Raw genomic sequence first — 21,093 nt, 5'->3', positions numbered from 1 at the left:
CAGACCCCAACTACACCCCCAATTATGAAGAGCCCGTTTTCTGTGGCACCGGTGATAGTAGTTCCTAGTTTTGCGGTGCGGCAGATGGTATCGACGATGACATTTCCGTTAGGCTGCACAGTAGGTCCTTAGTTTTGTACGGATGGATTAGATACCTTTTTCCTACAAAGCCAAGGACCCCAATATCTTGTGCCACGCCCGAACCCCCGGCGAACTAATCAATGCACTCTAAAACCGGAAGAGCCCTTTTAGTACTACTGGTGGATTTCGGTTTTGGTGGGGATTAACGCCGCCGGCTTCGGTTTTTCCGTTGAGGAGGTCGTTGACTACTTCCCGATGGTGAAATGGGTCGATGGTGAGGTAGAGAGGAACCAGTCACCTGGAAGAGATCGATCCAGTCGTTGGTGTGCAATCTGGGAGGTAGGGTCGCGGGGTCGATTCCTCGCGAGCGCAACCATGATTGTGTTTCTGAACGTGATGAAAACAACCCTGCCCTTCGGAGAATTTCCCCTATCCCGCGTCCCCGGGCAGTGAAAACGGTGTGCACCATCGCCTGAAAGGCTTTGCGCTGCTCTATCGGAATCTTCGGGTCACCCACCCGGCGGATCACTAAGATCCCCCCGTCAACGTTTGGCTGTGGCCGGAAAGCAGGCCTTGGTACCCGAGAACCCAGGTGAAATGTGAACCATGGGGACCACTGAGCCGTCATCATCGTGCTTGCGCCTACCCCGGCCCGGCGGCGAGCGACTTCCCACTGCATGAGGAGTACAGCGTCAGTCCATGCTGGCGCATGCAGCAACTTTCGAAGAATGGCAGTGGTGAGGTGAAAGGGAATGTTTCCCACAATGACGCAGGGAGTGGCGGGTAACCGGAAGTTAAGGAAATCATCATGGACCACTTCGACCGCCGCCGAGGAGGTTTCTTGTGTGATTTTGGCAGCTAGTTTTGCGTCCACTTCAACTGCCGTTATCGCCCTCCCCAAGTGGGCCATCGGGTGAGTGAGGGCACCGCTTCCTGGTCCGATCTCAATGATGGGGCCGGAGGTTTGTTTCACAAGGTCGATGATGGAGTTGATGATCTTGTGGTTGGTGAGAAAATTTTGGCCATGCTCGTGACGGCCGTGTCCGTATGCAGACATCAGGTGTGCTCCTTGGATTTGAAAGGGAGCCGGGCATGACAAATAGCCGCCCGGCTAAAGGACCGGAGCGGTTTTTAACCTACGGGGTAGGAAACCGCCTTAGCGGTTGGTGCGCAACCGCAAGAAAGCGGTACCTGAAATCAACATGGGTCTAATTATATCCATTAAAGGGTTAAGGGTCAAAATGTGTGTCTGGCTCGGCGTGTCGCGGGGGTTAGATTTGGCCTTTTTGAATGCCGATTGAGTGGGTGTAGTCGGTGTCGATAGCGTTGTCGTAGAGGGCTGGGCGTCCTGTTTCGTGGTCGGCTTGGTTCTCGGTTTGGGTCAGGGTGGATACTTTGGCGAGTTGGCCCTGGCCCCAGTCGGACTGCCTGGCGATTCGTACTGGATCGTCAGGCAGTTCCGTTTTTAAGTAGAGCCACCAATCCAGCATGCGGCGTTGTCGTTCGCCTGATCTGCCGCGGTGGGTTCTGGCGAGCAGTTTGAGCTGGGCGTTGATGCCGCCTTCTAAGCTGTTGGTGGTGGATTTGATCCGCTCGGGCGCAAGGACTCCTGCTGGCGGGTTGAGGTAGACAAACAGCATCTCGGACCGCCAAAGATGGTTGAGGCTGTTGTAGGCCTTGCGCACGTTGTGGTGGGTCCACACGCGGGTCCATGCACCTGTTTTGGGGTCTTTGATCATGGTTTTCTCGTTCATCCATTCCCGGTAGATCGTTGAAAACTCGTGCAGTTGCACACCCCACGCGGCGGCTTCATCCAGTGTGGTGATCCGGGTCAGTTTCAGCGCAAGTCGGTAGATGGTGCGCCCGGCATCGGTGCGTGGGTTGGTGGTGGTGTAGCGGCGGACCACGCGTTGGGCGTGGACGAGGCAGCGTTGAATTTTCGTAGTCGGCCAGCACTTTTTGATTGCGCTGTATGCGCCTTGGCCGCCGTCGATGACGGCGATGAGTGGGGCTTCGATGCGTTCAAGCAGCAGTTGGTAGTCGCGGGTGGTTTCGTGTTTGCACCAGTGCCAGGCGATCACGTGGTCGATGGTCGCCGCGACGATCAGGCAGCCACCGGCGGTGTAGGTGCCATCGAGAAATACCTGGTCGTAGATCCGCTTGTGGTGGCCGGCGGTGGGGTCAGGCACATCAACGAGCCAGCACCACTTGAAGCGCCGCTTCATGGTGGCGCGGCTAACACCGTTTCGTTTGGCTAGGTCGTCGAGTGATATTGCGGTGGTGCAATGCTCGATGAACTGGGTGAACACTGCCGCGTTGGTGATGTCGTTTCGACGTTTGACGCTGGAGGCGCCGCATTGTTTGCAGCGCCATCTGGTGGTGCCTTTGCTGGTGGTGCCGTTGCGTTTCATTTCACCGCCGCAGTGGCAGCGTGGTTGGTTCTTCGACATTGCGACACCACACCACGCCGCGCATAGCACATCACGGCTGCCACACCGAGGATTTCCCGTCGGGGGCTAGATATATGCTTCCGGAGCATATACTTTCCGGAAACCTACAGGTCAATCCGTGAAAATCCGCGATTCCGGACACACATTTTGACCCTTAACCCTGGCTTGTGGTCCCACGGGTGTTCCGGGCGCCGGAGGGCCGGGCCGCTGTGTGTGCCGGTGGGCGGCGGCCCGCCCGCGAGATCGCCACACGCGAGCTGCGCTCGGCGCGTCGTCTCGAAGCCCGGCCAGGCCCCGCCACCGCCCATCAATTTCGCACGTAATTCCCCTACGGCTTGTTCAAACATTGAATTTGCGTCGTTGGAATTGCAACGTTTTTGGGGTGTCTCGAAAAATGACCACGATAAATTACGTGCGAAATGTGGGTGGCGGTGATGTTCTTGCTCCCGTGGGCACCACAGCCAGGCCCCGTGCCTCGAAGCGTTCCCTGTCCTCAGTTTCGCATGCAATTCCCTGACACCTGCAGTTCGTCACTTAGCGAAAAGCCTGGAATTTCAACGATTACATTTCAAAGCATGAAGTGTGCGCGGGGGAATTGCATGCGAATATGTGCCGATCGGGCCCACGTGCGTGTGAAAGGTCCTTCATGTCGGCTCGGTGCCCACTGCCGGACCCTGGCAGCCCGCCTATCTCGCATCCCACACCCCATATAGTTGAAGATTCAACCGCAACCCCATAGGCTGAACCCATGAAATACTTCGGATTCCTGAGCTTCGGCCACTACTCGAACGGCGGCCGCCACGGCATCACCGCCGCCGAGTCCCTTCACCAGGCGATCGACCTGTCCGTCGCCGCCGACGAGCTCGGCGTCAATGGCGCCTTCTTCCGCGTCCACCACTTCGCCCCGCAGGCGGCCGCGCCCATGCCGCTCCTCTCCGCCATTGCCTCGCGCACGAAGGCCATCGAGGTCGGAACCGGCGTCATCGACATGCGCTACGAGAACCCCCTCTACCTCGCAGAGGAGGCCGCCGCCCTGGACCTGATCGCGGACGGCCGCACCGCCCTCGGCGTCTCCCGCGGCGCGCCCGAGATCGCCAACAAGGGATGGGAATCCTTCGGCTACTGCTCCGAAGAGCGAAACGGTGCTGACCTCGCCCGCGCCCACTACGAGCGATTCCTCGACGCCATCGACGGCCACCCCATGGCCGAGGCTGCGCCGCTTCACGAGCAGTACCCGACGCAGATGAACCCGGGCACGCCCATGCCGGTGCTCCCGCACTCGCCCGGCCTGCGGTCCCGGATCTGGTACGGCGCGGGATCCAACGCCTCGGCGATCCAGGCGGCCCGCGACGGTGTCAACCTCATGAGCTCGACCCTGGTCTTCGAGCATGGGGATAAGCCTTTCGGTGATATCCAGGCCGAGCAGCTGCGCGCCTACCGTCAGGCGTGGGTAGAGGCCGGCCATGACTGGGTGCCGCGCGTGTCCGTGTCGCGCTCGATCTTCCCGCTCCTGTCCGAGCGTGACCGCGGCCTGTATGGCCTGAGCGCCTCGGGAGACCAGGTCGGACACCTCGACTCGGGCATTGCGACCTTCGGGCGCACGTACGCGGCAGACCCCTCGACGCTCATTCAGCAGCTGAGCCAGGACCGCGCCCTTGCGGAGGCCGACACCCTCCTCCTGACGATCCCCAACCAGCTCGGATTCGAGGAAAACTGGTCGATTATCCGTAACTTCGCGGAGTATGTGGCCCCCGCGCTCGGGTGGGAGCCGGCGCGTCCGGGCGTCCTCCCGACGGGTTACGACATTGACGAGGTCGTGGCCGAGTAGCCGGTCCCGTGCCTCGACGTGTTCCCTATCCTCAGTTTCGCATGCAATTCCCTGACATCTGCAGTTCGTCACTTAGTGAAAAGCCCGGAATTTCAACGATTATATTTCAAAGCATGAAGTGTGCGCGGGGGAATTGCATGCGAGTTTTTGGGGTAGCGGGCACATTGATACCTTCTGGTCGCGCAGCTGGAACCCGCGAGCCAGGTTGGCCGGTTGTCTGAAACCGCCATCGCCTTTGCTCGCTCGTGCTCGTGTGGGATTGAAACCGTCATCGCCTTTGTGGGTGCGAAATGGGTGTTTTTGGTGCAGTTTTCGGGTGCAGAGGTGATGCCGGTTTCAATGGTTGCTGTTCAGGGGCGCGCAGTGGTGTTGTCGGTCTCAAAGTCGCCACGTTGTCGCTCCTCTTGCGCGAAAAAGTTCGCCCGGCGTGGCCTGATGTGTGCGTGAGCGCGAAAAAGTTCGCCCTGCGCGCTCACAATGGCTCAAAATTGGCGTTTTTACGCTTGCTGGGCGAACTTTTCGCGGAAATGCCGCTGAGGGGGCTGTGTTGGGCGAGTTCTTTCGCGCCAATCGGCCCTGCGCCCAGGTCTTGTAGGCGATGTGGCGCACGAGGCTGGCTGCGGTGGGGGTTTTGCAGCATTAGAAGCTGGTTGGCGGCGTGTTGCCGGCGTGTCGTACCTCTAATGACGCCATTTCCCCCGTTTGGTGACGGCCCGGCCAAGCCGAGCGCCGCAAGCGCGCGGAGCACGTGCGGCAGCCGCGACAACTGGACATTAGGTCAGCGGCTGCTGTATAGTTCAGTGCATGCTGACCATTGCTTCGCGTCTTGACGTCATGAACCGGCTCGGCCGGGCCATGGCCGACCCGACGCGCTCCCGCATCCTGATGTCCCTGCTTGACGGCCCGAGCCACCCTGCGGTGCTCTCGCGCGAGCTGGGGCTGACCCGATCGAACGTGTCCAACCACCTGACCTGCTTGCGCGACTGTGGGATCGTGGTCGCCGAGCCCGAGGGCCGCCAGACTCGCTACGAGATCGCCGACCCGCACCTGGCCGCGGCGCTGACGGCACTGGTCGATGTGACCCTCGCCGTGGACGAGAGCGCGCCGTGCATCGACCCGGCCTGCTCGGTGCCGGGCTGCTGCGCCGCGAGCAGTTCGGGGGACGCCTCGTGAGCGCCGCCTGCGGCTGCGACGAGCCGACGACCAGCCCCGCGGACGAGGCAGAGGAGGCAGAGCGCCCGTGGTGGCGTGATCCCGGCCTGGTCGTGCCGATCCTCTCCGGCGTCGCGTTCGGCACTGGCCTGGCGCTGGAGTGGTCGGGGCTGCACATCGCGGCGCTGGTCGCGTTCTGGGCGGGCCTGCTGCTGGGCGCGTACACGTTCGTGCCCGGTGCGATCCGGAATCTCGTTGTGAAGCGCAAGCTCGGGATCGCGCTGCTGATGACGATCAGCGCCGTGGGCGCGGTGATCCTCGGCTACGTCGAGGAGGCGGCCGCGCTGGCGTTCCTCTTCTCGATCGCCGAGGCCCTGGAGGACAAGGCGATGGACCGCGCCCGCGGCGGGCTGCGCGCGCTGCTGAAGCTCGTGCCGGAGACCGCGACCGTGCTGCGCGACGGGACCTCCGCCTCGGTCCCGGCTAGGGAGATCGCCGTCGGCGACGTGCTGCTGGTCCGCCCTGGCGAGCGGGTCGCGACCGATGGGCTGGTCCGCTCGGGTCGGTCGAGCCTGGACACTTCGGCGATCACCGGTGAATCGATCCCGGTCGAGGTCGCGCCCGGAGAAGCGGTGTCGGCGGGCGCGATCAACAGCGCCGGCGTGCTGGAGGTCGAGGCGACCGCCGCGGGCACCGACAACTCGCTGACCACGATCGTGGAGCTGGTAGAGCAGGCCCAGGCCGAGAAGGGCGACCGAGCCCGGATCGCTGACCGGATCGCCCGCCCGCTGGTGCCCGGCGTGATGGTCCTCGCCGTCCTCGTCGGCGTGCTCGGGTCCCTGCTCGGCGACCCGGAGACCTGGATCACCCGCGCCCTGGTCGTCCTCGTCGCGGCCAGCCCCTGCGCGCTGGCGATCGCGGTGCCCGTCACCGTGGTCTCCGCGATCGGCGCGGCGACCAAGTTCGGCGTCGTCATCAAGAGCGGGGCCGCCTTCGAGCGCCTCGGCGGCATCCGGCACCTGGCCGTGGACAAGACCGGCACTCTGACCCGCAACCGGCCCGAGGTAACCGCCATCGTCGCCGCCCATGGGTTCGACGATGCGCAGGTGCTTGCTTGGGCTGCCGCCGTGGAGCAGCACTCGACGCACCCACTCGCCGCCGCCATCGCCGCCGCGGGCCGGGGAACCCCCGCCGCGCAGGACGTGGCCGAGGAGGCCGGGCACGGCATCGGTGGCTTGGTCGACGGCCGCAGGGTGGCGGTGGGCAGTCCGCGCTGGATTGACGCCGGTCCGCTCAAGGCCCGGGTCGAGGACCTGGAGGCCGAGGGGCAGACCTGCGTGCTCGTCACCGTCGACGGCTTCCTGGCCGGGGCGATCGGTGTCCGCGACGAGCTGCGCCCCGAGGTCCCCGAGGTCGTGCGGACCCTGCGCGACCAGGGCGTCGAGGTGAGCATGCTCACCGGCGACAACTCCCGCACCGCTGCTGCGCTGGCGAAGCTGGCCGGGATCGGCGACGTGCACGCCGAGCTGCGTCCCGAGGACAAGGCTCGCATCGTCGCCGGGTTCTCGGAGACGTCGCCGACCGCGATGATCGGCGATGGCATCAACGACGCGCCCGCCCTGGCCGGGGCGACCGTGGGCATCGCGATGGGCGCGACCGGCTCCGACGCCGCGATCGAGTCCGCCGACGTCGCCTTCACCGGCCACGACCTCGGCCTTATCCCGCAGGCTCTGCGCCACGCCCGCCGCGGCGGCAGGATCATCAACCAGAACATCGTGCTGTCCTTGGCGATCATCACTGTGCTGCTGCCGCTGGCGATCACCGGCGTGCTCGGCCTGGCAGCGGTCGTCCTCGTGCACGAGGTCGCCGAAGTCGTCGTCATCGCCAACGGACTGCGGGCTGCGCGTGCCCGCAAGCAATAGGTGTTCCGTCCAACGCCATAACTCAGACATGCGCTACGAGAACCCGCTGTATATGGCCGAACTCGCCGCGATGGCCGACCTGATTTCTGCCGGGCGCCTGCAGCTGGGTGTCTCACGCGGCTCGCCCGAATCCGTTATCCGCGGTTTCGAGAGCTTCGGTTATTTCCCCGCCGAGGGTGAAGATGAGAGTGCGATGGCACGTCGTCACCTCGACATCTTCATGAAGGCAATCCAAGGCGAAGGCATGGCACCCTCCGCGCGGGTGCAGGGCAAGTACGCCCCCGTGCAGCCGCAGTCGCCCGGCCTGAGCGAGCGCATCTGGTGGGGCGCGGGAACTGACAGCACCGCCGTATGGACCGCACAGCAGGGGCTAAATCTCATGTCTTCAACGCTGATGCTCGAAGATAAAGGTGTGCCTTTCGATCAGCAGCAGGCGGAGCAGATTCGCCTCTACCGCGAGGAATGGGCCAAGGCAGGGTATACCCGCGTGCCGCGTGTTTCGGTCTCGCGTTCGGTTATCCCCATTATTGATGCCGATTCGGCGCGTTATTTTGGCCGCCGCGCGCAGGAAGATTCGCAGGATTACACCGGTATTATCGACAACACCTTCTCGCGGTTTGGGCGCAGCTATATTGGCGAACCCGATCTGATTGCCGAAGAACTCGCCCGTGATGCTGCCGTTCAGGCGGCAGATACCGTGCTGCTGACCGTGCCGAACCAGTTGGGTGTGGACTTTAACTTGCGCATGCTCGAATCCATTGTGAAGGACATCAAACCCGCGCTGACGGTAAAGGCATAGCGGAGTTCCGTTCCCGCAAAATCGGGTGGGAACACCTGCTCGCGGCGTTAAGAAACGGGGCGCTTAGAATGGGGAGTATGGCTGATGAACTGTACTCCCGCATCCCCGACACCCCCATAAGCGACGATACCGCCCGGCTTGAGCGAATCCGGGGTGCCCTTGAGAGGCTTAACTACAGCTACGACGGGGTGCGTGACCTGCTGGGGGAGCGCGCTTTTGAGGCAATGGCGCGCGACCAGGTTGTGCCCGGCACCTGGCGGGTACAGAACATCCTTGATGATGCACACACCACCGACCCCGACCGCCGCCTGGCGCGCATGATCGGGTTTTTCCTGTTCGCACGCACCCTAACCCGCGCGGAACTTGCCGATGCGCTCGGCGGCGAACCCGCGCTGAATGACCTTATTGCGGCAAACCTCGTGGAACCGGCGGAGTCAGAAAATACCCACACCCCAGAGAACCCCGGCGAAGAACCGCAGTACCACGCCGTGTTTGACCTGCGACCGCATTCGGCTGATGACGGCACCGAGCTGTGGGTGGCCTCTGATTTGGGGGCGCATCAGCGACCCGGGGTGCTGCGCAAAGATCACGTGCTGGGTATCGGGCAGGCATCCCTAACCCTGGCGCAGATTACCGAGCGCACCCCCGTGGCGCGCGCCCTTGACGTGGGAACCGGCTGTGGTATTCAGACCTTCCACCTGCTCGCCCACGCAGACCACGTAACGGCCACCGATATTTCGCCGCGTGCCCTCGCTTTCGCCCGATTTAACCTGCTGTTGAACGCTCCGGCCCTGAAACTCGACCCGCAGAACCTTGAAGCCCGCGTCAGCCTTCGACAAGGCTCTTTGCTGGAACCCGTGGCGGGGGAGCAGTTTGACCTTGTGGTCTCGAACCCGCCGTTCGTCATTACCCCGCGCCGCGCAGACGAAAGCAGCGACGACCAGTTTACATACCGTGACGGCGGGCTGCCCGGCGACGATATTGTCAGCACGCTTATTCGGCGCATCCCCGAGGTGCTGGTGCCCGGCGGGCGCGCCCAGATGCTCGGCAACTGGGAAATTCACCGCGACAACACAGGCGAAGCGCAGCCCTGGGATGCGCGCCTGCGCACCTGGTTCGCCGAATCAGCCACCGGCACCCCGAGCGAAGCGTGGGTAATTCAGCGCGAAGTGCTCACCCCCGAATCCTATGCGGAAACCTGGCTCAAAGACGCGAGCGAAAACCGTGACCGCGACCACTACGAGAGCACCTACCGAGCCTATCTCGACGACTTTAAAAACCGGAACGTTCATTCTATTGGGTTCGGGATGCTCTGGCTCCGCCGCCCGGCGCACACCACCGAAACCGCACCCCTGAACCGGTTTGAAGACATCACCTACCCCATAGCCCAGCCCATCGCGCAAAGCATCACCGAGGCCGTGACACGCTTCGACCGCCTCACCGCCCTGACCGATCAGGCGCTCGCCGAAGCCCACCTGGTGGTCGCCGAAGACGTGACCGAAGAACGTCACGGTCGCCCCGGCGCCGAGCATCCGAACGTAATTCTGCTGCGTGCCGGATCCGGGCTGTGCCGCACAATTCTGCTCTCAACCGAAACCGCCGGGTTCGTCTCCGCATGCGACGGCGAGCTGAGCATCGGGCAGATTTTAGGTGCGCTCGCCGTGCTTCTCGGCTGGGAAGACTACACGCCGGATGCGCGCGCCGCCTTCGGCACCGAGAACGAGCATCCGCGCGACACCCTGCTGGTCGCTGTTCGAGAACTTATCGAAAAAAGTTTTCTGCACTTCGCGGATGAAAACAGCTGACCCCCGGCACCCCAGCGGCGGACCCGTAAAACACGCCTTTGCCGCGCCGAACATCACAAATTTCGGCACGAAGAAACCCCTACACTAAAAGAATGACTATGCAAGACACCCCAGACACCACCAAGAAAATGAGCGCCGAAGACTGCTGGGCGCGCCTGCAGGCCAACAACCTAGGGCGACTCGTGCTCACCGACGGCAACTTCGTAGACGTGCTGCCGGTCCTCTACGGGGTAGCCGACCACGAAATCTACCTGCGCACCACCCGCGGCGACCGTTTCTCCGCCGTGGTCATGAGCCGCCGCGTCTCCTTTGAAATCGACGAGGAACTAGAGAACGGCATCCGCTCCGTGATCGTGCAGGGCGTGGCGCACTGGCTGCCGCCCGAAATGACCCCGCCGCTCGTGCACACTTTCGGTCTGCGCCACTACGAAAGCGGGCACCTCATGCAGTGGGTGCGCATTGTGCCGCGCAAAGTGTACGGCCGCGAATACCCGCTTCTTCCCGCCCAGGGCGAAGGATATTTTCCATACAACTAATTTCGCCCGCCAGCTCGCCTAAGGCCCATATCTACGGTTGCCAACTCGATACAGACGTGCATAATAACTGGTATCGTTGCATCCACACCCTTAATCCAAACACAAGCTGTAAAACGTGATAAGACACATGCGTGATAAGCGCACCTAATAGGCGTAACCGCCAGAATGTGCGCTATTGTTGTATCGCATCTACACCATACAAATATGAGGAGAGCCGTGCCCACCAAGGCAAAGAACGGAAAAGCGCTGCTGATCGTTGAGTCACCATCGAAGGTGAAGACTATCAGCGGTTATTTAGGCAACGAATTTCTGGTGGATTCGTCCATGGGACATATTCGTGACCTGCCGCAGCCTTCCGAACTGCCCGAAAACCTGAAAAAGGGCCCGGTCGGCAAGTTCGCGGTCAATATCGACGACGATTTTGACCCCTACTATGTGGTTAACCCCGACAAAAAGAAAAAAGTCGCCGAACTCAAACGCAAACTCAAAGACGTTGATGCCCTCTACCTCGCAACCGATGGTGACCGCGAAGGTGAAGCGATCGCCTGGCACCTCAAAGAGGTTCTGAAACCCAAGGTTCCCGTCTACCGCATGACCTTCCCCGAAATCACCCGCGAAGCCATTGAACGCGCCTTCGGGGAACTGCGCGATGTTGACCTGCACCTGGTCGATGCTCAAGAGACCCGCCGTATTCTTGACCGTATCTACGGTTACGAAATCTCACCCGTACTGTGGCGCAAGGTCGGCCGCGGCCTATCCGCGGGTCGCGTGCAGTCCGTGGCAACACGCCTCGTTGTTGAGCGTGAACGCGAACGCATGGCCTTCGTCGCCGCCAACTACTGGGATCTGACCGGGCATTTCATCACCACCAGCAACGAGGGCTTTGACGCCAAACTCGTGGCGGTCGACGGCACCCGAGTTGCCACCGGTAAAGACTTCGCCGATGACGGCACCCTCACCTCCACTAAGGTCACCCACCTCTCAGAAGCGGATGCGCGCACCCTCGCCGAAGCCCTCACCGCCGCTCCCTTCTCGGTGCGCTCGGTCGAAACCAAACCCTATAAACGCCGCCCCGCCGCGCCGTTCACCACCTCAACCCTGCAGCAGGAGGCGGCACGCAAGCTGCGCTTCTCATCGCGCGTGACCATGCAGGTTGCCCAGCGCCTCTACGAGAGCGGCTACATCACCTATATGCGTACCGACTCGGTGGCACTCTCAGACCAGGCCGTGAAGGCGGCACGCCGCCAAGCATCCGAACTCTACGGCACCGAATACGTGCCCTCCGCGCCGCGCACCTACGCCTCCAAGAGCAAAAACGCGCAGGAGGCGCACGAAGCAATCCGCCCCGCGGGTGACGCTTTCCGCACTCCCGACGCCGTGCGCGGCACGCTCTCCAACGACGAATACCGACTGTACGAGTTGATCTGGAAGCGTACCATCGCCTCACAGATGGCAGACGCCACCGGTTCGACCGCATCCGTGCGGTTAGGGGCAACTGCCTCCAACGGGCGCGACGCCGAGTTCGCAGCATCCGGCACCGTTATCACCTTCCGCGGCTTCCTCGCCGCCTATGAGGAAGGTGTAGACGCAACCCGCCTGGCAGAACGCGACGCCAAGAACGCTGAGAAACGCCTGCCTGCGCTCGCGCAGGGCGACTCGCTCACCGCCGAAAAACTCGAAGCCGCCGGGCATGAGACCCTGCCCCCGCCCCGCTACACTGAGGCTTCGCTCGTGAAAACTCTTGACGAGCTGGGCATCGGGCGCCCTTCCACCTACGCCGCCGTGATTTCAACGATTATGGATCGCGGCTATGTGCAGGTGCGTTCCGGCTCGCTCGTGCCTTCGTGGACCGCGTTCTCGGTGGTGCGCCTGCTCGAAACCAGTTTTGGCCCCTACGTGAACTACGAGTTCACCGCGCAGATGGAAGAAGACCTTGACCGCATTGCCCGCGGCGAAGAATCGCGCGTGGAGTGGCTGGGCGACTTCTACTTCGGCGGCGGGGTGCAGAAGAAACGCGGGCTCAAGCCGATCGTGGATAATCTGGGCGATATTGATGCCCGCGATATTAACTCGATCCGCATTGCTGACGGCATTGTGCTGCGTGTAGGTAAATTCGGTCCCTACCTTGAGGCTGAAGGCACCGTCAATACCGAAACCGGTGAGGTTTCTGACCCCGTGCGCGCCAACGTTCCCACCGATTTGGCGCCCGACGAGCTGACCGCTGAGAAGGCGAAAGAGCTGCTTGAGCAGGGCAAATCCGATGGGCGCGTGCTCGGCACCGATCCCGCCTCTGGGAACCAGATTATCGCCCGCGACGGGCGCTACGGCCCGTACGTTACCGAAGTTATCGAAGAGATGACGGAGGAGCAGATTCAGGCCTACCTGGATGCGCAGCCTACCGAATACTACAAGAACGGCAAACCCAAGCCGAAGAAGAAGCCCAAGCCCGCTAAGCCGCGCACCGCATCGCTTTTCAAATCTATGGATTTGGCGACCGTAACCCTAGAGGATGCGCTCAAGCTCATGAGCCTGCCGCGTGTGCTCGGTACCGATGCGGAAGGCAACGAAATCACCGTGCAGAACGGGCGATTCGGCCCGTACCTGAAGAAGGGCACCGACTCGCGGTCGATTGGATCTGAGGAAGAAATCTTCACGATCACCCTTGAACAGGCGCTCGATATTTATGCGCAGCCTAAACAGCGCGGACGCGCCGCCGCTAAGCCCCCGCTCGCCGAGCTCGGTGTAGACCCGAACAGCGAGAAGAATATCGTGGTCAAAGACGGACGATTCGGGCCGTACATTACCGACGGCGTTACCAACATTACGGTGCCGCGCTCGGAAACCATCGAATCGCTCACCCATGAGCGCGCCGTCGAACTGCTTGCCGAAAAGCGCGCTAAGGGGCCTGCGAAGCGTAAGACTGCGGCGAAGAAGACGACCGCCAAGAAGAGTACCGCGAAGAAAACGACCGCTAAAAAGTCCACTACTGCAAAGAAGACTGCGGCGAAGAAGGCCTAGTCCTTTCTTCTTCCCAACAATACGGATGCGCTACTCACGAAAGCGTGGGCTACGTATCCGTATTGTTGCGCTTGGCAAGATTTACATGGATGCGCGACTTGCGCTCGCTTTACAAGGCGACCAGTCACGACGGCTCCGCTTCGCTTTGCCGTGCGCGACAGCCTTAGGCGCTCGCTGCTAGTCGCACTCTCTGGCCTGTGTGTGCATCCAGGTGCGGCGGGCGAACCCGCGCAGACCCGGCGGTGGATTGCGCGCATCATGCGGCGACTTATGCCACACTTAATGAAGTTGTACGTTATCCCGGCGGTGGCTGGGGGATAGGAGCGCGCCGTGCGCCTCGGTGTTCTTGATGTTGGCTCAAATACTGTTCACCTGCTGTTGCTTGACGGCCACCCGGGCGCCCGCCCCGAGCCGTACGCTTCGCATAAGATTCCGCTGCAGCTGGTGCAGTATTTGACACCGTCGGGTGATATTTCTGATGAAGGCCGCGCCGCGCTGACCGAGTTCGTGAAGTCTGCGCGCGATTTCGCCATTGAGAATAATGCCGAAGACCTGCTCGCCTTTGCGACCTCCGCTATTCGTGAGGCCGGTAACGGTGCCGAGGTTCTGCAGCATGTGCGGCGGAAAACCGGGGTGAGCCTGAGCGGGATTTCAGGCGATCAAGAGGCCGCTATCACCTATTTCGCGGTGCGCCGCTGGCAGGGGTGGGGTGCGGGGCGCATCCTGAATTTTGATATTGGGGGAGGGTCTTTCGAGTTCTCCACGGGCACGGATACCCTACCGGATGCGGCAATGTCGGTGCCGCTGGGTGCCGGTCGCCTGACCCGCGAGTTCTTTGATGAGCAGCCCCCTTCGCCGAAGCAGACGAAGCGGCTGCGCAGGTATGTGCGTGAGCAGATTGAGCCGGTGGCGCAGCAGCTGCTGGCGTTTGGTGAGCCGAATATGGTGGTGGGCACCTCGAAAACATTCCGTTCGCTGGCTCGTATTTGCGGGGCGGCACCGTATTCTGCGGGGCCGCATGTAAAGCGTGAGATGCATGTGACGGATTTGCGCTTGTGGACTCGCCGCATGGAGGCTATGGCTCCCGCCGAGCGCGCTGACCTGCCCGGTGTTTCCCGGATGCGCGCCGACCAGGTTCTCGCGGGTGCAATGGCGGCTGAGGCCGCGATGGAGATGTTCGGTGTGGAAACGATGCGTGTTTGCCCCTGGGCGCTGCGTGAGGGCCTTATTTTGAGGCGCCTGGAGCACCTGGCGGAGGGCACCAGCACCCCGCTGGACCCGAAGACCCTGGTGGGGGAGTAGAGACGCACTTAGCGGGTTAGGGAAGCAGAGGCTAATGAGCGACCGGGCTAATGAGCCGCTCCACGAGGGCTACCATAAGGTCCTTTTCTTTCGGGTTGCTCATGGCGACCATTAGGGTCATTGCCGCTAGGGCGTTGTTCGAGACAAGAGGTGTGCCATCCGCCGAAAATAGCAGGTTATTCCGGGATAAAAACTCAATGAACAAGACTGCTGCGCTGCGCTTATTACCGTCAACCAGTGGGTGGTCTTTAACCATAAGGTACAGTAAATTCGCTGCCTTTTGTTCGGTAGTTTGGTAGAGATCCTGACCCGCGAAGCTCTGGTAGATGGTGGCGACAACCGATTTGAGTTTATCCCCGTTTTCGATCCCGAAAAGCCTATCTTGCGGGAATTCGCTGCGGGCGCGGGCAATGATCGCCTGCGCTTCGGTATGAGTGAGCTGCCACACTGGCGCGTTCCCGGTGGGCTCGCTGTCAGAAAGCGTGCCTTCGTCGTAGTCGCGCAGGGCTTGCAGGCTCGGTAGATAGGCTGCGAGTACTTCACCAGTACCGGCCACGAGGTGGTTATCTGCCCGCGCCATGACCTCTACAATCTGCCCAAGCTGCTCAAGCCGCTGCCGGTTGATGCTGTACCCCTGCACCAAGTATTCGCGCAGGCGTTTGGTGGCCCAGATACGGAACTGTGTGGCCGTCGCTGACTTGACGCGGTAGCCCACGGAGATAATGGCATCAAGGTTGTAGTGCTCAACACTTCGCGTTACATTGCGCGTACCTTCGTGTCGAACTATCCGGAATTTCCGGATAGTTGCCTCTTTCTCCAGCTCACCGCTAGAAAATACGTTGGACAGGTGCTCGCTGATGGTACGCACATCTACATCGAATAGCTCGGCCATCTGCCGTTGGCTCAACCACACCGTCTCGCCTTCTAGACGAACATCGACGGCGGGTTGATCGGCATGCGGCTGGTAGATAATGATGGAGTTATTAATTTCGTTCATGTGACAAGAGTTACGGTGGATATGTGTTTCCATTATGGCATGAATTCAGCCGGAATTAATTGGGCATAGCCCACCCATAAATTTTAGGACCACTGGGAGAGAAACAGCGTGCAGTAGCATGTAAAAAGGCCCTGTGCTGACTTGTGAACTGGACTATATCTATATTGAGGAGTTTTTGTGCCTATCTATAAGCCTGAAGAATACCCGAGCGTGATCGAGCGTATTAAGACTAAAATTGCTCAGAAGAATATCAGCATGGGGCCTACCATTTCGGAGGCAGACATTATTGCTTTTGAGCGTGCCTGCAACACCCGCCTGCCGCAGGCGTACCGGCTGTTTCTGCTGGAGGTTGGTGACGGCTGGAACGACCCGGAGACGGAGAGCATCAGCGCCAGCCCCATTCACCGGCTCGCAGAGATTGAGCACAAAGACCTTTCCCTCCCCATGACGCTCACGGACGGCTGGGTTTGGGAGGATGAGGAGGACGAAGAGCAGCTTAGCGACGAGTCCTTTGAACGTAAGCTGGGGAACCAGGGTGTTGAGCTCATGGATGAAGGGTGCGGCATGACCTATGAGCTGATTACCGCCGGGCCGTGCGCCGGTGAGGTGTGGAGCTTCTCGGATGTGGGCGTTAGCCCCTGCTGTGAACGCCAGGACTTCCTGGGCTGGTTTGAGCTCTGGCTGGATAGTGACGGCGACCCTGACTATTTCAAGGATTATGTCTACGAAGAAGGCGAATAGTATATGCCGTGGGAAAACTATCAGAGTCTGCTCAAAGACCAGATGTTGATGCGACTGGAGCACCTTAGTAAAAGTACTAGTACGTCGTTGGATTTGGGGGGGGATTCGTGCATTGAGCAATAATTTTTTATATGCGTCATAATAGGTAGTTGAGTATTTAGTTTTCTCCCATATTTTCTTGATTGGATATTTTAATACCATTTTGAAAAACTATCGTTGTTACTTCTTTGCACCATTTATAAAGCTCTTTATTATTTTCTTTGAAAAGTTTAGTATACTTATCCTTTTCATGAATATTTTGGGCAGATTTAAAATTATCTTTTGTGATGTATATTTTATTAATTATTTGGTTGTATTCTTCTAGTTTTTCAGGCATTAATGAATCTAGGGAATTACAATATTTTAGTAAATTAGACATATCTAGAGGGTCTTGGTTTCCTTGTAAGGTAATACTAAAATTATTTCCAACAGTAGGAAATAAAGTTATATGTCGATTTATTTTATCGTACTCTGGACGAGGGTCTGTATACGTGGGGTAATCATGAGTAAATATTGGCTCTTCTTTATAAGAGACGGAGCCATGTAAATCCAATGCCTTATAGAATACAGAACCATCAAAATAATGGGATCCATGGAATGCGGAATAACTAAAATCAGCTTTATCTATATACATAGAGTTTCGAAAATCTGCTAGTGCTTTGTAGAGTGAGGCCCCGATTAAAACTTCACTATGATAAATAGAATTGCTGAAGTCAACTTTACCATTATATGTAGTATGTTCGCCGAATGTAACCGGTTCATAGTATATAGAATCATGGAATTCAGATTTTGCTTCATAGGTGGAATGAGTAAAGCTAGAGGTTTTGAGATATATAGAATTACTAAAATTTGCCTCTTTATAATATTTTGAATTATTGAAAGCTGTTATATTTTTATATATTGAATCATGAAAATATACACTATTGTAATATGTTGAATGATTTGCTAAAAATCCATGATTGTAAACTGAGAAGTCTAGATTAGCAGGTTTATAGTATGTTGAATCATTGAAAGCTGCGTACCCATCGTAAGAAGATTCTCCGAAATCTACTTCGCCTTTGTAAACTGAGTTGTTGAACTCTACGCCACGTTTGTGTAGGCAGTTTCTAAAATACGCTGCTTGATTGTATATGGATTCACTAAAATATGATATTTTTGAGTTTTCTTTTTCTTTTGGATTAAGTAAGAATTTTGAATTTGATACATCTAATTTATTTTCCCAATATGATTTACTAAAGTTTATGTCGTAAAAAAATACACTCCCCGAGAAATTATATTCAAAAATAGACCACGAGCCTTTGTATATTTTATTTTCATTGAATTTATTATCAATAGAAAATTTCTCTGTACTGTTTTTGGGGATCCACTGTATATTTTTATGTATTTGATTAATAATACTGAGGCGAACGTCTGCTTCGGAATCTAATATGGCTTTGTCTATGTAGAATTCTTCTTTTTTATCTTTATATATCCCTTCAGGTGTAGGGCTGTCCTGAGATAACTCATCATAATGAGAAGCAAGAGTAAATGGGGAACGTATGTAGGCGCAGAGGTTATTAATAATAACCTGCCCCTCTTTAAATCTTTCATCATCGGATAGGCTCTTTTCTTCAAGCCACTCATCTACGAGCCCAACAAGTGTGTATACGCCGCCCATGCGGATAGGGGCCTTCTCATCGCCCAGCTGTTCCACCGCTTTGGTGTACCGTTCTCGGCGTTCTGCTTTACGTTCTTTGAAAGCATTTTCATCGAATTGTCGGATTTGTTCTTTGAGAACTTCCGCCTGGTGCTCTTGGTTTTTGAGAGCTGCATTAATATCTGCATTTGCTTTGGTGCGGTCATTAGTATTCTTGCGGTAGGTTTCAAGTAGACCGAGTGCGGCGATCACACCGCCGGTCGTATACAGGAGCGCTAAACGTAGGTTACTTTGTGCAAGAAGCTGTTCAGCCGTTTTCTCTTGGAAAAAAATAACTGGTAGAAAAATCATGAGAACTAGGCCTAACGCCGCTCCACTAACCAGAAGCCATGGAAAAGCCTTCTCAAACCACGCCATAAACTTGGGTTGCTGATATACCTCTGGACTATCAGACGATTTAGTCTCTACATCTTCGCGTTCTTCTGGCATTGGCGATCTGCTCCTCAAGGTGGATAGTGTGTGTTCCTTTTTCACCCTACCGCATCTTCAGCTCACCTTTCAGATTTTCCTGAATTTTGGCCCAAGGTTTACCTGCAAATCTTTGCTGAACAGGCAGGTAGCGGCATAGTCCTGTGCATATTCAGAGGTCGTTGCGGGTTGAACCCTGTAGCAGAAACACCTAGCCACGTCAGAGCAGGGTCAAACTCATAGGGGTAAACGGCACCGTAGAATCTTGATGTTCTCATACGGCAGGAAGTGGAGACCGTGAATCCTTCGGGCGGCTAGTTATTCTTTTCTTCCGGTGCTGTGCCCTCCACATTTACCGTGGTGGCTTCCTCCCGCCATTCATGGAGCTTTTCGTTAAGAGCTTGCAGCTTTTTCAAGAGTTCTGCTTTCTCTTTGGGGTCTTTTATCTCACGAAGTTTATTCTTTGTTTCGTCTATTTCTTGGAATTTATATTCAAGATATTCTTTCTGTTCTGAAGTAAGGAATTTACAGCCAAGGGGTAAGCCTTCAAGGTTGCGGTAAATGGGGTAGCCCCTGCCGTTTTCGACTGTGAAATCATTATTAGGTGAGCCAAAAAGTGTGTTTTTATGGTTTGTCTCATCATAGAACTGAGGGGCACAGTCTGTGAAGCGAGAAAAGCTGCTGTTGTCTCCGTCTACTCCAAAATAAACTTTCTGATAGAAGATAGATCCGCTAAAGTCAGCTACATCCTGGTAGGTGGAGCGGCGGAAGTCAGCCAAGGCCTGGTAGGTGGAGCGGCGGAAGTAAGCCAAGGCCTTGTAGGTGGAGCTGTGGAAGTAGACCTCGTCCTGGTAGGTGGAGTCGCTGAAGTTAGCCCAGTCCTGGTAGGTGGAGTCGCTGAAGTTAGCCCAGCCCTGGTAGGTGGAGTCGCTGAAGTAAGCCTCGTCCTGGTAGGTGGAGTCGCTGAAGTAAGCCCCGCCTTTGTAACTAGAGTCGTTGAAGTTAGCCTCGCCCTGGTAGGTGGAGTCGCTGAAGTCAGCCCAACCCTGGTAGGTGGAGCGGGTGAAGTCAGCCCAACCCTTGTAGCTGGAAGCGCTGAAGTAAGCCCCGCCTTTGTAACTAGAGTCGCTGAAGTCAGCCCAACCCTGGTAGGTGGAGTCGCTGAAGTTAGCCCCGCCCTCGTAGGTGGAGCCACTGAAATTAATAGGTTTTGCGTAGTAAGAGTTCGTAAGGTCTATTGGGTAGAAGAAGGTGCTTCCCGAGAAATCGTATTCAAAGTCTGACCATGCCCCCGGCGTGTTTTTGTCTGGGACCTGTATGCGGTCGTGAATTTCTTGAATAATGCCGAGACGAACATCTGCTTCAGCTTTAAGCTCTGCTTTATCTGAATAGAATTTCTGTTGGTTATCTTTATAAATTCCCTCAGATATAGGATTATCTTTAGATAGCTCATCATAACGAGAGGCAAGGGTAAATGGAGAACGGATATAGGCACACAGGTTATTGATAATAACCTGTCCTTCTTTGAGTCTGTCTTCATATTTTTCTATAGATTCTTCTTCAAGCCATTCATCCACGAGCCCAACAAATGTATATACGCCACCCATACGAACAGGCGCTTTCTCATCGCCCAGCTGCTCTACCGCTTTGGTATACCGCTCCCGACGTTCTGCTTTACGTTCCTTAAAAGAATTCGCTTCAAACTGTTCCTTTTGTTGAATAAGCATATTTTCTTGATGCGCCCGAAGGTTCTCAGCTGCTTCACGGTCGTTATCATTTTTTCGGCGAGTCTCACCGAGCGCAATAAGAGCAATAAGCCCACCTGTCGCTAGAAGAATTGCTTGCCGGAGTGCTGCCGCTCCACCAGAATTAACGTTGCCTTCAGGTAGGCTCATAACGACAGGTAGTAGGAACGCATATGAGCCACCCACTATGCCACTAGAAAGAATGCGTGCATGGAACCAGCGAGGATCATCATCTTTCTTGAAGATTGGGCAAAATATTAGAGCAAGATAACCACCGGTTAGAATAATCAAAACCAATGCTAAATACACTTGCAGCTGGTGCTCGAAACGATAACCACATACCCACGCAATAACCCAGATAATGCTTAGCAAGACTTCTATTACAAGAGTGCTACCAGCGATACAATCAATAGCACGCCATTTCTTCTTCTGCTGTGAAGCATCTGGCGTAGTGACCTGTTCTAACGTAGCCTCTACATCTTCGCGTTCTTTAGGCATCGACTATCTATTCCTCATGAGTGAGCGGTGTGTTCCTTTTTCTACCCTACAGTAGATAAGCCCATCCATGCGGGAA

At 57.2% G+C, this 21,093-nt stretch carries 14 protein-coding genes and 1 pseudogene; 9 read left to right on the top strand and 6 right to left on the bottom strand.

Annotation, left to right across the window (positions count from 1 at the left end; genetic code table 11):
• Positions 1 to 283 precede the first annotated feature (283 nt).
• The 3 genes from erm to HMPREF2804_RS05310 form a co-directional block, all read right to left on the bottom strand.
• On the bottom strand, positions 284 to 1,138 hold the full coding sequence (erm, locus tag HMPREF2804_RS05315; protein WP_016459102.1) for a 23S ribosomal RNA methyltransferase Erm: 855 nt from the start codon (positions 1,136 to 1,138) through the stop codon (positions 284 to 286).
• A 99-nt stretch (positions 1,139 to 1,237) separates the two neighbouring features.
• The gene (locus HMPREF2804_RS11455) at positions 1,238 to 1,285 is read right to left on the bottom strand and encodes an erythromycin resistance leader peptide (protein ID WP_011116968.1); all 48 of its coding nucleotides are present in this window, start codon (positions 1,283 to 1,285) and stop codon (positions 1,238 to 1,240) included.
• A gap of 67 nt (positions 1,286 to 1,352) precedes the next feature.
• The gene (locus HMPREF2804_RS05310) at positions 1,353 to 2,531 is read right to left on the bottom strand and encodes an IS256-like element IS1249 family transposase (RefSeq protein ID WP_005323424.1); all 1,179 of its coding nucleotides are present in this window, start codon (positions 2,529 to 2,531) and stop codon (positions 1,353 to 1,355) included.
• Positions 2,532 to 3,279: 748 nt separating this feature from the next.
• Between HMPREF2804_RS05310 and HMPREF2804_RS05305 the strand changes: the two genes are divergently transcribed.
• The 8 genes and pseudogenes from HMPREF2804_RS05305 to HMPREF2804_RS05270 all read left to right on the top strand — a co-directional run bounded on the left by HMPREF2804_RS05305 (position 3,280) and on the right by HMPREF2804_RS05270 (position 14,893).
• On the top strand, positions 3,280 to 4,359 hold the full coding sequence (locus tag HMPREF2804_RS05305; RefSeq protein WP_070627602.1) for an LLM class flavin-dependent oxidoreductase: 1,080 nt from the start codon (positions 3,280 to 3,282) through the stop codon (positions 4,357 to 4,359).
• Positions 4,360 to 5,163: 804 nt separating this feature from the next.
• Positions 5,164 to 5,532, top strand: coding sequence for a Cd(II)/Pb(II)-sensing metalloregulatory transcriptional regulator CmtR (locus tag HMPREF2804_RS05300; protein WP_007588138.1), 369 nt, complete (start codon positions 5,164 to 5,166; stop codon positions 5,530 to 5,532).
• Positions 5,529 to 7,433, top strand: a complete 1,905-nt coding sequence (locus HMPREF2804_RS05295) for a heavy metal translocating P-type ATPase (RefSeq protein WP_070627600.1) — start codon at positions 5,529 to 5,531, stop codon at positions 7,431 to 7,433. The genes HMPREF2804_RS05300 and HMPREF2804_RS05295 overlap by 4 nt, the downstream gene beginning before the upstream one ends.
• A 25-nt stretch (positions 7,434 to 7,458) precedes the next feature.
• A pseudogene (locus tag HMPREF2804_RS05290) lies at positions 7,459 to 8,232 on the top strand (LLM class flavin-dependent oxidoreductase); the annotation flags it as partial.
• A gap of 77 nt (positions 8,233 to 8,309) precedes the next feature.
• Positions 8,310 to 10,037, top strand: a complete 1,728-nt coding sequence (locus HMPREF2804_RS05285; protein WP_070627598.1) for a DUF7059 domain-containing protein — start codon at positions 8,310 to 8,312, stop codon at positions 10,035 to 10,037.
• 92 nt (positions 10,038 to 10,129) lie between these two features.
• Positions 10,130 to 10,573, top strand: coding sequence for a pyridoxamine 5'-phosphate oxidase family protein (locus tag HMPREF2804_RS05280; protein ID WP_004005453.1), 444 nt, complete (start codon positions 10,130 to 10,132; stop codon positions 10,571 to 10,573).
• 216 nt (positions 10,574 to 10,789) lie between these two features.
• Positions 10,790 to 13,591 carry a type I DNA topoisomerase gene (gene topA, locus HMPREF2804_RS05275; RefSeq protein ID WP_070627597.1) on the top strand — a complete coding sequence of 934 codons (2,802 nt, stop codon included), beginning with the start codon at positions 10,790 to 10,792 and terminating at the stop codon, positions 13,589 to 13,591.
• A gap of 330 nt (positions 13,592 to 13,921) precedes the next feature.
• On the top strand, positions 13,922 to 14,893 hold the full coding sequence (locus tag HMPREF2804_RS05270; RefSeq protein WP_070627595.1) for a Ppx/GppA family phosphatase: 972 nt from the start codon (positions 13,922 to 13,924) through the stop codon (positions 14,891 to 14,893).
• A gap of 31 nt (positions 14,894 to 14,924) precedes the next feature.
• On the opposite strand, the gene rhuM is transcribed toward HMPREF2804_RS05270, so the two are convergent.
• On the bottom strand, positions 14,925 to 15,890 hold the full coding sequence (gene rhuM, locus HMPREF2804_RS05265) for a virulence RhuM family protein/type II toxin-antitoxin system death-on-curing family toxin (protein ID WP_070627593.1): 966 nt from the start codon (positions 15,888 to 15,890) through the stop codon (positions 14,925 to 14,927).
• A gap of 177 nt (positions 15,891 to 16,067) precedes the next feature.
• Between rhuM and HMPREF2804_RS05260 the strand changes: the two genes are divergently transcribed.
• The gene (locus tag HMPREF2804_RS05260; RefSeq protein WP_070627591.1) at positions 16,068 to 16,631 is read left to right on the top strand and encodes an SMI1/KNR4 family protein; all 564 of its coding nucleotides are present in this window, start codon (positions 16,068 to 16,070) and stop codon (positions 16,629 to 16,631) included.
• Between the two features lie 157 nt (positions 16,632 to 16,788).
• On the opposite strand, the gene HMPREF2804_RS10750 is transcribed toward HMPREF2804_RS05260, so the two are convergent.
• Both HMPREF2804_RS10750 and HMPREF2804_RS05250 read right to left on the bottom strand, forming a co-directional pair.
• The gene (locus HMPREF2804_RS10750) at positions 16,789 to 18,795 is read right to left on the bottom strand and encodes a hypothetical protein (RefSeq protein ID WP_210399310.1); all 2,007 of its coding nucleotides are present in this window, start codon (positions 18,793 to 18,795) and stop codon (positions 16,789 to 16,791) included.
• Positions 18,796 to 19,088: 293 nt separating this feature from the next.
• On the bottom strand, positions 19,089 to 21,017 hold the full coding sequence (locus HMPREF2804_RS05250; RefSeq protein WP_246824169.1) for a hypothetical protein: 1,929 nt from the start codon (positions 21,015 to 21,017) through the stop codon (positions 19,089 to 19,091).
• Positions 21,018 to 21,093 lie beyond the last annotated feature (76 nt).

This window comes from Rothia sp. HMSC065G12 (assembly GCF_001811455.1).
In the GTDB taxonomy this organism is placed as follows: domain Bacteria; phylum Actinomycetota; class Actinomycetes; order Actinomycetales; family Micrococcaceae; genus Rothia; species Rothia dentocariosa.
Note: the sequence above shows the minus strand (reverse complement) of the source record. Positions and strands in the feature narration are given on the sequence as shown.

Coding starts and splice junctions, on each gene's coding strand:
- erm (WP_016459102.1), bottom strand. CDS start 1,138: ATGTCTGCATACGGACACGGCCGTCACGAGCATGGCCAAAATTTTCTC.
- HMPREF2804_RS05310 (WP_005323424.1), bottom strand. CDS start 2,531: ATGTCGAAGAACCAACCACGCTGCCACTGCGGCGGTGAAATGAAACGC.
- HMPREF2804_RS05305 (WP_070627602.1), top strand. CDS start 3,280: ATGAAATACTTCGGATTCCTGAGCTTCGGCCACTACTCGAACGGCGGC.
- HMPREF2804_RS05300 (WP_007588138.1), top strand. CDS start 5,164: ATGCTGACCATTGCTTCGCGTCTTGACGTCATGAACCGGCTCGGCCGG.
- HMPREF2804_RS05285 (WP_070627598.1), top strand. CDS start 8,310: ATGGCTGATGAACTGTACTCCCGCATCCCCGACACCCCCATAAGCGAC.
- HMPREF2804_RS05280 (WP_004005453.1), top strand. CDS start 10,130: ATGACTATGCAAGACACCCCAGACACCACCAAGAAAATGAGCGCCGAA.
- rhuM (WP_070627593.1), bottom strand. CDS start 15,890: ATGAACGAAATTAATAACTCCATCATTATCTACCAGCCGCATGCCGAT.
- HMPREF2804_RS10750 (WP_210399310.1), bottom strand. CDS start 18,795: ATGCCAGAAGAACGCGAAGATGTAGAGACTAAATCGTCTGATAGTCCA.
- HMPREF2804_RS05250 (WP_246824169.1), bottom strand. CDS start 21,017: ATGCCTAAAGAACGCGAAGATGTAGAGGCTACGTTAGAACAGGTCACT.